The 14,704-nt window shown below is 41.0% G+C and carries 12 protein-coding genes and 1 tRNA gene; 9 read left to right on the top strand and 4 right to left on the bottom strand.

The window, feature by feature from the left end; all coding sequences use genetic code 11:
• Positions 1–519: 519 nt before the first annotated feature.
• Positions 520–590, bottom strand: a tRNA-Gln gene (locus WCV88_01320).
• 136 nt (positions 591–726) lie between these two features.
• Between WCV88_01320 and WCV88_01315 the strand changes: the two genes are divergently transcribed.
• The 3 genes from WCV88_01315 to WCV88_01305 are packed head-to-tail and all read left to right on the top strand — an operon-like array spanning position 727 to position 5,402.
• Positions 727–2,940 carry a hypothetical protein gene (locus WCV88_01315; GenBank protein MFA6474823.1) on the top strand — a complete coding sequence of 738 codons (2,214 nt, stop codon included), beginning with the start codon at positions 727–729 and terminating at the stop codon, positions 2,938–2,940.
• A gap of 28 nt (positions 2,941–2,968) precedes the next feature.
• Positions 2,969–3,874, top strand: a complete 906-nt coding sequence (cysD, locus tag WCV88_01310; protein ID MFA6474822.1) for a sulfate adenylyltransferase subunit CysD — start codon at positions 2,969–2,971, stop codon at positions 3,872–3,874.
• A 1-nt stretch (position 3,875) separates the two neighbouring features.
• The gene (locus WCV88_01305; protein MFA6474821.1) at positions 3,876–5,402 is read left to right on the top strand and encodes a GTP-binding protein; all 1,527 of its coding nucleotides are present in this window, start codon (positions 3,876–3,878) and stop codon (positions 5,400–5,402) included.
• Positions 5,403–5,439: 37 nt separating this feature from the next.
• On the opposite strand, the gene WCV88_01300 is transcribed toward WCV88_01305, so the two are convergent.
• Both WCV88_01300 and WCV88_01295 read right to left on the bottom strand, forming a co-directional pair.
• The gene (locus WCV88_01300) at positions 5,440–5,667 is read right to left on the bottom strand and encodes a hypothetical protein (GenBank protein ID MFA6474820.1); all 228 of its coding nucleotides are present in this window, start codon (positions 5,665–5,667) and stop codon (positions 5,440–5,442) included.
• Positions 5,668–5,672: 5 nt separating this feature from the next.
• Positions 5,673–6,416 (bottom strand): hypothetical protein, encoded by a 744-nt coding sequence (locus WCV88_01295; GenBank protein ID MFA6474819.1) that lies wholly within the window; start codon positions 6,414–6,416, stop codon positions 5,673–5,675.
• 111 nt (positions 6,417–6,527) lie between these two features.
• Here WCV88_01295 and WCV88_01290 point away from each other — a divergent pair, with 111 nt between their 5' ends.
• Complete coding sequence (locus tag WCV88_01290) at positions 6,528–7,337, top strand: protein kinase (GenBank protein MFA6474818.1); 810 nt, start codon at positions 6,528–6,530, stop codon at positions 7,335–7,337.
• On the opposite strand, the gene otsB is transcribed toward WCV88_01290, so the two are convergent.
• Complete coding sequence (gene otsB / locus WCV88_01285) at positions 7,321–8,001, bottom strand: trehalose-phosphatase (GenBank protein MFA6474817.1); 681 nt, start codon at positions 7,999–8,001, stop codon at positions 7,321–7,323. The two genes, WCV88_01290 and otsB, sit on opposite strands and share 17 nt — an antisense overlap.
• A gap of 40 nt (positions 8,002–8,041) precedes the next feature.
• Between otsB and WCV88_01280 the strand changes: the two genes are divergently transcribed.
• The 5 genes from WCV88_01280 to WCV88_01260 are packed head-to-tail and all read left to right on the top strand — an operon-like array spanning position 8,042 to position 14,675.
• Complete coding sequence (locus WCV88_01280) at positions 8,042–9,178, top strand: glycoside hydrolase 100 family protein (GenBank protein MFA6474816.1); 1,137 nt, start codon at positions 8,042–8,044, stop codon at positions 9,176–9,178.
• Between the two features lie 54 nt (positions 9,179–9,232).
• Positions 9,233–10,999, top strand: coding sequence for an alpha-glucan family phosphorylase (gene glgP, locus WCV88_01275; GenBank protein MFA6474815.1), 1,767 nt, complete (start codon positions 9,233–9,235; stop codon positions 10,997–10,999).
• A gap of 5 nt (positions 11,000–11,004) precedes the next feature.
• Positions 11,005–12,096: a glycosyltransferase family 4 protein gene (locus WCV88_01270; GenBank protein ID MFA6474814.1), complete on the top strand. Its 1,092-nt coding sequence runs from the start codon at positions 11,005–11,007 to the stop codon at positions 12,094–12,096.
• 3 nt (positions 12,097–12,099) lie between these two features.
• Complete coding sequence (locus WCV88_01265; protein ID MFA6474813.1) at positions 12,100–13,218, top strand: glycosyltransferase family 4 protein; 1,119 nt, start codon at positions 12,100–12,102, stop codon at positions 13,216–13,218.
• Positions 13,215–14,675: a glycogen/starch synthase gene (locus WCV88_01260; protein MFA6474812.1), complete on the top strand. Its 1,461-nt coding sequence runs from the start codon at positions 13,215–13,217 to the stop codon at positions 14,673–14,675. The genes WCV88_01265 and WCV88_01260 overlap by 4 nt, the downstream gene beginning before the upstream one ends.
• Positions 14,676–14,704: the final 29 nt, after the last annotated feature.

Here is a 14,704-nt window from a genome sequence, read left to right as displayed (position 1 = left end):
TACCAGAATCTCCAACGATTAACAGTGTATTATCTCCAACTAAAGTAGGTACACAAACGCTCTCTGGTACCAAAGAAGCTAACACTGCCATTTCATTAAATGATGTCGAAATAGTTCCGCAGGATGATAAAACTGTGTGGAATTTTGTTGTTACCTTAAGTGAAGGGGATAATAATTTAATTATTCAAGCGCAGACTGCCAGTGGGCTAACAAGTATTGCAGTAGAGACAAAAATAACTTTAGATACTACACAACCAATCATTCACACTAGCGTCACAAGTGGTTATTATCGGCATCAAAAAAGACTAGTTTTGACCTGTAATGAAGCTTGTACACTATATTATACTCTAGATAATACCAAGCCCACTAGGCATAAAAGGCTATATGTACATTCATTTATCGTTAAGCGGACAAAGACAATAAAAGTAGTGGCTCTCGATCAAGTAAACAATAAATCAGACATAAGAAAAATAAAATTGCATATCCATTATGAAGATCAAAATATTTTTCCAGGTGGGGCTGGGGCGGTAGGGGTCGAACCTACGATGATGGATTCAGAGTCCATTGCCTTACCACTTGGCTACGCCCCACTAGCGCCGCTAAATATAACTTTTCTTAAGCCTGTTGGCAAGAGAGTACCGCAATAGTTGCTTACTCAATTTATAAGTAGTATCCTATCTAGTGGAGGGCATAAATATGCTCGTTTAGCATTAAACACAAAAAGTTATGAAAAAATGGTTATTGAGTTTTGGGCTAGGAACAGTTATGTTACTAGCTGGCTCATTTGTTTCGGCACAAGAAAATTCATTACGCCAAAGTTTGGCCTTTGAAGGGGGTTATCCGGAAAATGTGGTCGTGGGTTCAAGTGTGACAGCCGGAACGAATGATATGTTGTATGCCGGTTTAAATTCACCGAATGGTATTTTTTGGTCAGATGATTTTGCTGACACCTGGCATGCGCCCAGTGCTGGCTCTGATTTTGGCACCATTAGTGATGTACAAACTTCCACCACACCCGGTACCGCTTTTATGGTTGGAGGCATCAATCTTTATCGTACCCAAGATAATGGTACTACTTGGCAAGAATTATCCGCTGTTCAAAATGTGTCTCAGTTTATCGCCACTGGAACTGGCGGAGTTTTAGTGGTGCCAACGCGTGATAATCAAGTATATATCAGTAGTGACGATGGCGATAATTTTACTGCCTTAGATTTATCTGTCACTGATGTTACTGTCAGTGCCGATGGTACTATTTTGGCACTTGTGACTGTGACTGGTGATACTACCGCACTTTATACCATTACTTTATCTGGGGCGGTAAACACTGGTGTGAGTGGGACTTGGCGTTATGTCGCTGCTCACCCAACAGATCCTAACTTTATTGTACTATCCAGTTCATCTGGAGTTAGTTATAGCTCCACCGGTGCCGCCGGAGTGTTTACGGCTATGACTAACCCAGAGGGTATTAGTAATGCGCAAAAGGCGGTGATTAGAGCATCAGGGAGAATTTATTTAGGTAATGATTACAGTGATGATAACGGCACTACATGGACAAATGCCAGTATTAGAAATTGGGTGACTTTTGATGATGTCAATGGTTATGTTTATACTCAATCTGATCGTGGAGTCGGGCGTTCAAGTGATGCGGGTGTTTCATATACAGACAAAATTACCGGCATGACCGGTGTGACCGTGAACGATTTAGCCCAGGATGATAGTAAAGAAGTGGTTTGGTTGGCCGCTCAAGGTGGTTTTGCCAAATCGACCAATTTTGCTTCTAGTCTAGCCGCCGGTTCTGACCCAACCTGGGAGTTTCCAATCAATCAAAATGAGACAGTTAATACAGGCGATGCCGTTTGGGTTGACCCAAACCAATCTGACGTCGTGTTAGCCGGAGCCAGTGGTGTGATATTTCGCACGGCTGACGGTGGTACTACTTGGACAGAAGGTGATACCGGTATTGATACCACTAACGGATCAATCTTTGTTGATATTGTTGAATATGACGGCACTAGTAGTGTGTTATATGCCAGTTATCAGTATACCGAAGGTGGTAGTAATAATGATGAAATTGGTGGTGGTGTTATTCAAAGCACCGATGGGGGAATTACCTGGACAGATTTAGATATGCCGAATGTTCCAGCTGGCCCGATGGTGGTTGATTCAGATGGTCAATTAATAGTTGGTGTTGGAGTTGAGCAAACCAGTGCCGAAGCAAGTCGTGGCTTATATCTATTTAATGGTCTAGCTTGGTCACAACTTTATTCTCAGAGTGCTTTAATAACAGCCTTAGCTTACAGTAGCGATACAAATACAATTTTCGCTGTGTCATCCGGCGCCGATATCGAGGGGGAGGTATATAAATCGACTGATGCTGGTAATTGGGGACAATGGGACATTGTTGGAACCAATGATATTCCAAGTGATTTCTGGGGACAAAATGTTGTTGTCAACGCTCATAACTCTGATCAGATTTTTGTTAGTACCGCACGCCCATCCGGCACCGGTTACATTTATTCCTGTACCATCAGTACAGATGTGTGTGAGATTTATTACACAGGGTTAAAAGATGAAACCTTTAACACAATGTTGTTTGATGGTTTAGTTACTGGGTCTAATACCGGTATCTATTCCTACCAAAGTAAGGCTAATTTACGTCTGACAAAACGAACCAAACAGCGTCAGCTAGTGATACGCTTAACTGATAAATCGACCAATCAGTCGTTAAATAACCGCACCGTTAAAATCTATCGCAAAGCCAAGACAGCCGGTACATTTAAACTGATTGATAGTATGAAAATCAAAAATGGTAAAGCGCAATATTCTGTTCATGCCAAGGGTGGTATTTTCCAAGCCCGCTGGCGTGCCACCAAGGCTGATGCAAACGTTTACACGGCTAGAACGCTATCTAACAACAAGAAGTTCACCCGATTGCCGTAATTGATAGAATCCTCTATCATGGGTCGGTATGCAGGATTATAATCTAGACTATTTAAAGCAATTAGAAGCCGAAAGTATCTATATTTTCCGGGAAGCAGCCGCCGAACTGGCTAATCCAGTAATGCTGTATTCGATTGGGAAGGATTCCTCAGTGTTGTTACGCTTGGCGGAAAAGGCGTTTTATCCGGCGAAGATACCGTTTCCCTTGTTACATATCAACACTGGGTATAAGTTTCATGAGATGATTGAGTTTCGCGATTACTACACAAAAAAGATTGGCGCCAAACTAATTGTGCATAAAAATACCGAACCAGCCGCTTTAGCCATGTCTCCCGATGACGCCCATACAGATAAATACATTTACTACAAAAAAACCAAACCGTTGTTGGAGGCAATTAAACAGCATGCCTTCACTGGTGCCTTTGGTGGAGCCCGCCGGGAAGAAGAAAAAGCCCGCGCCAAAGAAAGAATCTTTTCGTTGCGTAATAAAGAAAATGTTTGGGATCCAAAAAATCAACGGCCAGAATTGTGGCATACTTACAACACCAGATTAAATGAAGGTGAAACGGTGCGTATTTTTCCACTATCGAATTGGACCGAATTAGACATTTGGTATTACATCAAACAAGAAAAAATTGAAGTGGTGCCGCTGTATTTTGCCCAGAAACGAAAAGTGATTAAACGACACGGTGTCTGGTTACGCTTAGATGAGTTTGTTCAACCCAAAGCCGGGGAGGCAGTTAAAGATATTTGGTGTCGGTATCGTACCTTAGGCTGTTCACCATCAACTGGGGCAGTTGAGTCTACTGCCACTACGCTGGATGAAATCATTGCCGAAGTGTTAGCTGCCAAAGCCTCAGAACGTCAAACCAGAGCGATTGATCATGGGTCTGAATCTGCCATGGAGCAAAAAAAGAAAGAAGGTTACTTTTAATATGGCACTAGAACTAGTTAGAATTACAACCGCGGGCAGTGTCGATGATGGTAAATCCACCTTGATTGGTCGGTTACTATTTGATTGTAACGCCATTTTTCAAGATCAACTGGATGCTATTAAGAAAGCCAGTCAAACCTCCGGTCAAGAGATAGATTTATCTTTAATCACTGACGGTTTATCGGCTGAGCGTGAACAAAAAATTACGATCGATGTCGCTTACCGTTATTTCACCACGCAGAAAAGACGTTTTATTATTGCTGACGTGCCTGGCCATGAGCAGTATACCCGCAACATGGTGACCGGTGCCTCTACCGCTGATATTGCTATCATTTTAGTAGATGCTCGGCATGGGTTGCTCACCCAAACTAAGCGACATTTGTTTGTGGCTAGTTTGTTATCTATCCCGCATATTTTAGTAGTAGTCAACAAAATTGATGATGTTGAGTATAGTCAGGAAATATTTGAGGCTATAAAAAAAGATGTTATTCAATGCGCCACTCGGTTACACATTGAAGATCTTCAGATTATGCCGATCTCAGCGTTACGGGGTGATATGGTAGTGAATCGAGGCAATAACATGAACTGGTATCAAGGGGCCACCTTGTATGATTATCTCGAGAACGTGCAAATTGTGAGCGATCGCAACTTAATTGATTTTAGATTTCCCGTGCAATACGTTATTCGGCCTAATCAAAATTTTCGTGGTTATGCCGGTAGAGTTGAAGGTGGCATTGTGCGCGTGGGGGATAAGGTGAGTATTTTACCATCGGGTAAAGCCTCCAAAATTAAGTCAGTCATCTATGATGATAAAAACCAAACCGAGGCTTTCTCTGGGCAATCTGTTGTTTTAACTCTAACTGATGAACGGGACATTTCCCGCGGTGACATGATTGTGCGCGAACAAAACGTGCCGGAAGTGGCTAATAAATTTGAAGCTACTATGTGTTGGTTTTCTGAAGAGCCCATGCAACCCAAAAGAAGCTATATTATTAAACATACCACCAGAACCACCAGAGGCCAGATTGATACGCTGCGGTATCGTTTAAACATTGATAGCTATCATCGTGAACCAGCTAAGGCGTTACAGTTTAACGAAATCGGTCGGGTGTATATCACTACTAGTCAACCGTTAATGTTTGATCCGTATTATAAAAACCGCAATACCGGTGCTTTTATTATTATTGATGAGCTCACTAATGCCACCGTTGGTGCCGGAGTAATTATCGCACCTGTTAAAGGTGTTAAAGTAGCCGTTACTAAATCAACTGTGCAAGTGAAAAAAGCCGGTCTTATTTCCGGTTCACCAAAATTCCTGAAACATGCTGCTCAACAATTAAAAAAATTAGGTGTGTCTTACGAAATTGTGTCAGCTAAAGATATTAAACATGCTCCTGTATTAGTGAAATTATTACTGAAACATAAAGTGTTCGTGTTAACTACCGTAGCATCTGTTAGGGGAGCCATTAAACTTGATAGCAAAACAGTTTTAGTGGAAACACTAAAAAAGAATAAATATCTCATCTAAACAAACACCCGGCTCAAGCCGGGTGTTTGTTTAGATACTATTTCTCGTTTTTCGAAATATCATCATCAGAATCCAGTGGTGGATAAACATCAGATGATGTTTTTTTTGCTTCTTGTAAGGCTAGAGTTAGTGCTTTAGCAGCCTCAAATGCCTTACGATGTTCTGCCAACTTTCTTGCTTTTTTAGTATCATAATCCCCAACATGTTCTTCAACTATTGGATCAACGGCCAATGGTTGTGGGCGAAATACTGGTTTGGGCTCCATGAATGTTAGTTTTTATTATATCCCAATAACTCAGGATGTTTTAACACAAATTGTGTGATCTCACCACTAGTTACTTCTTCTACTTGAGACTTGGCCAAGGCATTATTTAGTGCTTCCACTCCAGTTGCAGCGCCAGCCATAGCTAGTACTAAACTGGCAACTTTTAATCTTTTATCAGCCATGTTGCGAATTTGTTCCATTAATCCGACAGATTTTTCTGGACCAACAGCTTTAGCGGCCTCTGTCTGTAAGACTTCCATATCTATTTCTTCAACTTCTTCATCAAGACCCAACATATCCGCTATGGCTTTTTCTTCTAAATACCATTGGTCGGATTGTTCTCTTATTTCATCTTGGGTCATGTTGTTTGGAGTGATTACACCAGGTTCAAACATTGATCTAACTTTACTTACATCAACATCGGCCGGTGTAGAATCATCACTTGTAAACATAGCAGCAACTTTTTTGTCAGTTTCTTCACCTTCAGTTTCTTCGCCTTCGTTTGCTTGTGGTATTGGCACCCTATCCGTTGGAGTCTCATCATCTTCTACCAAATAATCCTTAACATCTAATTCTGTGGAGGCTTCTTCTGCCTCACTTAATTTAACTGTTGGTAGTTCTGATTCATCTACTGGTGGTCTATTTTCAGTCGTCTGAATTGCCGCCTCTTCTCGATTAATTGGTTGAGTAGTTGCAGACTCAGGATCTTCCTGTCTTTGTGGTTTAAAAATTTCCATTCTTGCAACCATATATGTATAGTTTATTTATTATATTAAATGTTATTAGAGTTGTTCATTTCATGTTTTGTTGCTTTAATGAAAGCTAGTAACATGATACGAGAGTAAATTTATCACATTTTTATGAATTTGTCAACTGGTCAAGACTTTGGAGAAAATTATATCATCAAACAAAATTTATTAACTTCACCACATCGCGGGCATGAGGTTTATTTGGTTGAAGACAAAACTACTAAAGAATTATTAGTGGCTAAGTGTGCTACCAGTAAAGAGGCTAATCAGGCTTTGTTATCGGAACAAAAAATCTTACAGGATTTATCCGGTATTCCGGGTATTCCACAATCGGTGGCTTATCACAATCAGGTGCATTTTGTTAAGTATATAGATACACAGTTTCAACTCGGACAATACGTGCGCGTGGATCGTCCGGTTGATGAGCAAATAAAGCTGTTACCGTGGGTGGAGAGGTGGTTTAAACAATGTGTGGAGATATTAAAAATGACTCACAATAAAAACATCATGCATGGTGATATGAAACCACAAAACATTGTGGTGGATAAAGATAATAAAGTGTGGTTAGTCGATTGGGATCATGCGCGGCGCTTACCGGAAACAACTCCGCAGTTACCGGTGGAGGGAACACCACAGTATATGTCACCCGAACATGTGGCGGGTAAAACTTTAGATGAGTGGGCGGATTGGTATGCGTTAGGCATGAGTTTTTTTTCAATCTGTTATGGTTCCAGATTAACGCCACGGTATAGCGCCGGTGATTTTAAACAGCGAGTCAGTAAGGATATTGTCGCGGCAATCGCGGCCGGGGAGGGTGTGAAATATAATTTATTACCAAAACCACGTTCGCCATTAGAAACTGACTTGCAATCTCAGTGGCGGAAAATGACTGAATACGATAAGACTAAACGAACTGTCTAAGTAAAGTGTGTAGAGCCGTTGGGTTAGGTACTCTTTGTTTGGCTTTAGTTGCACCGGCGCCAACTCTGATAGTTATGGCATTGTCTGGTAAAACACTAAACATGTCTTCATCGGTGGTATCATCGCCGGCGGCCAAAATATCTTTTTCCGGGTAGCGTTGTAACCAATACAGCGTGGCGCGACCTTTATTAACACTGTCTGGGACAAGTTCAATTAAACTGTGTCCAATAATAATGCGTAGATGATAACGTGTTAAATATGGAGTTAAACTAGTAACTAGTTGCTGCATACGATTTTGTCTAATATCAGGTGATACTTTTTTATTATGCCACACAAACCCATACGGTTTTTCCTCAAAGAGAGAATCACTCGTGCAAGCAACGATAGCCTGAAAACATTGGCGCACCGGATCTTTCCAATCTAACTTGATTTGCTGTGTTAAATTCCAAGGTTGGTCAGGGTCTTTTCGCCAAATCCCATGTTCGGCCGAAAGAGCACAACGTAAACCGTGAAATTTTTCATCAAGCACATCATGGGCGCGTCCACTAATAATGACGACAATATTTTTTGGATTATTAGTTAGTGCGGTAATCAACTGACGAACTCCAGCATGTTCAATTTCGTCATCTAATAATGTATGGTCATAATCTAATAAAAATAACATAGCTATAGACTAGCAAACTTAGGTATTGTACGCTACTGATATGGATCAAGCTTACCAAATAGCTCTAAATACATTGCGCGCCTGTTGTACACCAATTGGGTTTAAAGCCTCTGGCAAAATTGATGGGTATAGTGAAATCTGGGCGCGGGATAGTTTAATGGCTGCCTTAGCGGCCCAAGTATCCGGTGATACAGATTTATTAAATACCGCAAAAGCATCTATCAAAACACTCCAACATTTTCAGACGTCATTGGGCATGTTGCCAAACAATGTTGATGCCACCGCCAAACAGGCTGATTACCAAGCCACCATCGATGGAACGCTCTGGTTTGTTATTGTAGTCCATGCATTGCACTTAGAAGAATACTATCCAGCAGCAGAACAAGCTCTACAGTGGTTGTCGAATCAAGATGTGGATCAATCTGGTGTGTTATCCATACAGGAGGCCGGAGATTGGCAAGATTTATTTCCCACACACGGTAAAGTGTTATATGACAATGTTTTGTATTATTATGCTTTAAAAATAGCTGGTGACCAAACTCAGGCTAACCTTGTGCAGGAGAGCATGCAAAAATATTTTTGGACGTATGAACTTAGCTCAGTTGATACGAGTAAATTAGTTAATCCAGTTAGTTTAGAATACGCCCAGATATTTCAGCAGGAAAATGCTCAATTGGTTCATAAGTATCCGTATTTGCTGGCTTGGCGTGGGTTTCATGAAGCCGGTACTTGGTTTGATACCTTAGGTAATATGTTAGCTGTTTTATTTGATCTCACTGATACCAAGCAAACCCAGGCTATCTTTAACTATGCCGAGCAGCATGATATTTTTTTACCGTATCCGGCTAAAGCGATTTATCCAACCATTCAACCCGGGGAAACTTATTGGCGTGAGTACTTTCGTAAGCGGGATTTGAATTTGCCAAATCATTATCACAATGGTGGCAGTTGGCCGTTTATTGGTGGTTGGTCGGTGTTGACTTTATTAAAAGACAAACAAAAAAATAAAGCTGAAACACTATTAAACAAGTTGGCCGAAATAATTATACAAACCGATTGTAATGAGTGGTTAGATGGTATGACTGGTCAACCGCTTGGTCGCGCCCAGCAGGTTTGGTCGGCGGCTTTATATATTTTAGCTTATCGCGCGGTTCGAGATAAAGTGACTTTATTTTAGAAATATATTTAATAAAGGCTTGTAAACATTCATTTTTTCTGTTATAATTCAGCCGTGGATTTACGTGCCTTTCGAACTACTTTAGCGCAACACCCGTTAGCTTACATGAGTGCCGAGTTTGCTTTGGATGATCGTTTACCGATTTATTCCGGGGGTTTAGGTGTGTTGGCTGGTGATATTGTGCGCCAGGCCAATGATTTGAATTTACCGTTTGTGGCGGTTGGTTTGCTCTATAAGGCGGGGTATTTTAAGCAATCAATAACTTTAGCTGGCGAACAAAAAGAGTATTATCCAATTTTAGAATCATCGGATGCGCCGATTGAATTGGTGGTTAATACCGAAGGGGAGCGCATTTTGGTGCGTGTGCCGATTCAAGATCGGGAGGTCACTATTCAAATTTGGGAATACTGTCAGGGAGATGTGTCGGTGTATTTATTAGATACCGATGTGCCGGAAAATTCTCCCACTGATCGTCTGATTACGCAACGCCTATATGATACGCGCACTGATGTTCGGTTTTTACAAGAAATTATTTTAGGCATTGGTGGTGTGCGCGCTTTGATGGAGTTGCATATTCATCCCTCGATTTATCATCTCAATGAAAGTCATTCAGCTTTGGCTATTTTGGAAATTGCTCATCACTATATGGACGAGTATGGTATGTCATTTGATCAAGCCTATGAGTATGGTCGACAAAAAATTGTGTTTACTAATCATACCTTAGTGGCGGCGGGTAATGAATGTTTTCCAGCGACAGTTGTAACAGAGCAGTTATCTGCCTATACCAAACATATCAGTTTAGCCATGGATGATGTTTTAAAAAAAGGTCAGTTAGCAGCCGATCCAACCCAATTTAGTTTAACGGTTTTGGCTCTTAACATGGCTAGCCGCATTAATGCTGTTAGTAAACTGCACAGTGTCCGAGCTAAATTGATTTGGCCAGACAAAGACATGATCGCCATTACTAATGGTGTAAATCTGCCACATTGGGTTAACCCTGATCTTAAAGCCCAGGCACCACAGTTTGATAGTACGGCGATAAATGCTTTGCCACCGCACGAGCTTTGGCAATTACATCTGATGGCTAAGAAGAGGTTGGTGGATGAAGTTAAATTTCAAACTGGTCATGTTTTAAACCCGGACGCTTTAATTATGACCTGGGCGCGGCGCTTTGCTGATTACAAACAACCGGAGTTACTTTTTTCTGATATCGAAAAATTGCGCGCCATTGTTAATAATGCCGATAAACCAGTGCAGCTAATTATGGCCGGTAAAGCTCACCCGGGGGACGTCATTGGTCATTCTCACATTCACAATATAATAAAAATAATTAAAGACCAGAAGTTAAGTGCTAACATTGTTTTTATACAGAACTACACAATTTCATTAGCCAGTGTTTTGGTATCGGGTGTCGATCTATGGATTAATACGCCCCGCCGTGGTGAAGAGGCAAGTGGTACCAGTGGTATGAAGGCGGGAGCGAATGGTGTCTTGCAATGCTCGGTCAGTGATGGCTGGGTTGATGAAGTTGATCTGGAGGGAATTGGTTGGATATTACCTGAGGCGCAAACGGCTCTAGCGCTTTATAAAATGCTCGAAACTGATATCGTACCGCTGTACTACAACAGAAATGCTGACAAAATACCGGTGGAGTGGGTGAATCGGATGAAGTTAACCATCGGTTTAATCTGGGGTAATTTTTCTGCCGAACGGATGCTGTCTGAGTATATTGATATCATGTACCGGCCAGCCTTAGAAGCAGAAAGTATGGGAAAACACGAACATAATTGGAGACGCAATTATAGAACTAGACCAATTTAAATTATATGCGCATCGCGATTTACGCCACCAATGAATATCCTTATCCCGTACCGGCTGGATATATTCATGGAGTTGTAACTGTGGCTGGCGCTTTAGCTGATGGCCTAACTGAAATGGGGCATACTGTGGAATTTTTTTGTTCAGAAGATTCTACCACCAAGGCTAATAAAAGATCATTAGGATATAACTCATATATAAATTTACCGATGTCAGTGCCCAGTGGTAAGGCGCGCTATCAGACAAAATCCTATTACGCCCAACGCATGGCTCGAGATATGGCGCTCTATCTGCGCGATCATCCGGTGGATGTTATTCACTTACATAATGTGCGCGATGCTTTACCCTTCATGCAGTTTTTACCGGATACTCCAAAAATTGTGACGGTGCATGATAGTTTATTTATCACGCAATATAATTTTTTTCTGAGTTTGTATAAAAACTCACCGAACACATACTTTGTTAGTATCTCAAAACGGCAACAAATGGGTATGCCGGAATTATCTTTTTATGACAATGTCTATAATGGCACCGATACTAATTTATTCAAATTTAATCCATTTCCAACTAATCAGGTCTTGTTCAGTGGCAGATTTATACCGGAAAAAGGAGTAGACATTGCTTTGCAAGCGGCGCAACAAGCGCATCGACCAATTCATGTGATCGGTTTTTTTGATCCGCGCGTGGAATTGGCGAAAGAATTTAAACAATCAGTGACCGTTTTGTTACATCAACCATACGTTAAGTACACCAAGAAAGCTGATTATGCCTCATTGGCCAAATATTATGGTCAAGCGCAAGCGCTATTGTTTCCGATTCAGTGGGAAGAAGCCTTTGGCCTAGTCATGATCGAAGCGATGTCGTGTGGTACGCCGGTGATTGCTTTTAAGCGGGGTTCAGTACCGGAAATTATCAAAGATGGTAAAACTGGTTTCATTGTTAGCACCATTCCTGAAATGGTGCGCGCCATTAAAAAAGTTTCTACTATCAGCCGCCGTGAGTGTCGTGAACATGTGGTTAATAAATTTTCGTACAATTCAATGATTCAGAAATATCAATCGGTTTATGAAGCAGTTTTACAGAATAATCTAAAAAAATAATTTATGCGCATTGGTTTTTATTCGTCTAATGAATATCCCACCCCATTAGCTGCAGGGACTATTCACGGGGCGATTGCTATAGCTGACACTTTGGTTAGTGGGTTAGTGGCGCGTGGTCACCACGTTGATTATTTTTGTACTAAAGAATCACACACACTAGCCCATAAACAGTCATTAGGTTATAGAGCTTTTGTTAACTTGCCAGTTAATAAACAAGTAGCTGATGTATTTATTCGTAGTAAGCACACGGTGCTGTATTCACAGCGGATGATGCAGGATATTTACAAGTACATTCAAACCCATCCAGTAGATGTCATGCACTTTCATATTGTGCAGGAAGTAATACCATTATTAGCCTTAATGCCGGGAGTTCCAAAGATTATTACTGTGCATGAGAATTTATTTCGCACGGCCAGTGCCGCCGCCGCCTTCAATAATTATTTTTTACAACTTTTTCAAAATCAACCAGGCAATTATTTTGTTAGTATCTCAAAACGTCAGCAAGCTGCCGTACCGAAAAATATTTTTTTTGCTAAGGTTCATAATGGCATTGACACACAGGTATTCAAATTTAATCCGTCACCAAAAGACTACTTGTTTTATAGTGGGCGGTTTATTCCAGAAAAAGGCGTTGCTGTGGCTTTGCAAGCGGCCAAGTTAGCCCATTATCCGATGAAAGTAGCCGGTCTGTTTGATCCACGTCAACCGGTACCACATGATTTTAAAACCACTGTGACAAAATTATTACACAGTCAGGATGTGCAACATTATGGCAAGATTAACCAAACCCAGCTTGTCAAACTATATGGTGAGGCTAAGGCTTTACTGGTACCAATTAAATGGGAAGAACCATTTGGTTTAGTCATAGTCGAAGCTATGGCCTGTGGTACACCTGTGATTGCGTTTAAAAATGGCGCGGCTCCAGAGTTGATTCGTGATGGTAAAACTGGTTTCATTGTGCGTACCCTGCCGGAAATGGTGCGCGCGATTAAAAAGATTCCAACTATTAACCGTCAGGCTTGTCGTGACCATGTGGAAAAAAACTTTTCCGTGCCGACCATGACAAAAAATTATGAGGTTGTGTATGAGGCAGCGTTAAAAGATTTTAGAAAACGGTCATGAAACCAACCCGCGTCTTATTTGCGGCGGCGGAAATGGCGCCATTGGCTAAAGCCGGTGGTTTAGGCGATGTGATTGGGGGATTACCATTGGAACTACAAAAGCAGGTTGATCGTTTAGTAATTGCCTTACCATTTTACGAAGAAATTCCTCGACCGGCTTTACATAGTCTTGAGCGTATCACGACTTTAACAGTTAAAGTTGGTCAGCAGTCTTATAGTGTAGTTGTGTGGAAAGCGCGCTATAAAACCATGAGTCTTTTGTTATTTCAACAACCTGATTTTCTTAGTCAGGGAAAAATCTATGATGGTTTTTCGGTATTAAATCCACTTACCGGTTTAGTATCGAGCAAGGATGCTGTTGGGCAGGCACTACGGTATGTTTTTTTTAGTTATGCGGTATATGCCTTCATTTGTCAACGGCCAAAAGATTTTAATATTATACATGCACACGATTATCACATGGCTCCTTTGGTAGCTTTGTTACACAATGATCTTAATTTATCTCATCTCAAAACCATTTATACCATTCATAATCTTGGTTATGCCGGTTCATTACTAAAACCAATTTGGGAACAATTTACCCCCTCCCTATATAGATTATTTGATTTCACAGAGGCATTACGTCCGAAGGGTCCGCGCATGTCCTGGCTTGGAATTAAGTCAGCTGATTATATTACTACGGTCAGCCCACAATATGCTAAAGAAATTATTACACCGGAATATGGCAATGATTTCGAATTATTATTACAACAACGTCAATCTGATCTTTATTCTGTGTTAAATGGAATTGATACTAAGTTTTTTGACCCCACAGTAGATCCAGCTGTGCAGGTTAATTTTTCCTGGCGCACTATCAAACAACGGGAAAGAAATAAAATATTTTTACAACGCCAATGTGGTTTACCGATAAATAACAAGATTCCAGTTATCGGCATTGTTACTCGCCTCGATACACCCAAAGGCATGAATCTTATAACTCATTCCCTCACAGAATTGTCTCGTTTGCCGGTACAATATGTGATTTGTGGTAACGGTATTAAACGCTATACTACTGTGTTGCGAGCCGTAGCCAAACTTCGTCCTGAGCAATGGCATTTTCATAATAAATTTGATACCACTTTTAGCCAATATGTTTATGCCGGCAGTGATATTTTTTTAATGCCGTCACGCCATGAACCATGCGGCTTAGCGCAATTAATTGCGATGCGTTACGGTGCCGTGCCAGTAGTACGTGCCACTGGTGGTTTAAAAGACACTGTGCACGAGGGCTATAATGGGTTCGTCTTTACAAAGTATTCCAGTGCGGCCATGTTAACTACACTAAAACGAGCCATTAAAGTGTATCAACGTGAACCAGACATATGGCAACAATTAGTACTGCATGGTATGAAAGGGGATTACAGTTGGAAAAAATCCGCATTAGCTTATGCTAAACTCTATCGTAGTTTACTAAAATAATTAAATTATGTTATCCTAACCATAATTCT

It is taken from the genome of Patescibacteria group bacterium, assembly GCA_041665365.1.
Taxonomy (GTDB): domain Bacteria; phylum Patescibacteriota; class Patescibacteriia; order UBA9570; family UBA9570; genus UBA9570.
The sequence above is the reverse complement of the archived record's forward strand: the minus strand, read 5'-3'. Positions and strand labels throughout refer to the sequence as shown.

Bases quoted from the DNA above. Each gene is read 5' to 3' on its own strand.
- WCV88_01315 (MFA6474823.1), top strand. From the start codon at position 727: ATGAAAAAATGGTTATTGAGTTTTGGGCTAGGAACAGTTATGTTACTA.
- cysD (MFA6474822.1), top strand. From the start codon at position 2,969: ATGCAGGATTATAATCTAGACTATTTAAAGCAATTAGAAGCCGAAAGT.
- WCV88_01305 (MFA6474821.1), top strand. From the start codon at position 3,876: ATGGCACTAGAACTAGTTAGAATTACAACCGCGGGCAGTGTCGATGAT.
- WCV88_01300 (MFA6474820.1), bottom strand. From the start codon at position 5,667: ATGGAGCCCAAACCAGTATTTCGCCCACAACCATTGGCCGTTGATCCA.
- WCV88_01295 (MFA6474819.1), bottom strand. From the start codon at position 6,416: ATGGTTGCAAGAATGGAAATTTTTAAACCACAAAGACAGGAAGATCCT.
- WCV88_01290 (MFA6474818.1), top strand. From the start codon at position 6,528: ATGAATTTGTCAACTGGTCAAGACTTTGGAGAAAATTATATCATCAAA.
- otsB (MFA6474817.1), bottom strand. From the start codon at position 8,001: ATGTTATTTTTATTAGATTATGACCATACATTATTAGATGACGAAATT.
- WCV88_01280 (MFA6474816.1), top strand. From the start codon at position 8,042: ATGGATCAAGCTTACCAAATAGCTCTAAATACATTGCGCGCCTGTTGT.
- WCV88_01270 (MFA6474814.1), top strand. From the start codon at position 11,005: ATGCGCATCGCGATTTACGCCACCAATGAATATCCTTATCCCGTACCG.
- WCV88_01265 (MFA6474813.1), top strand. From the start codon at position 12,100: ATGCGCATTGGTTTTTATTCGTCTAATGAATATCCCACCCCATTAGCT.
- WCV88_01260 (MFA6474812.1), top strand. From the start codon at position 13,215: ATGAAACCAACCCGCGTCTTATTTGCGGCGGCGGAAATGGCGCCATTG.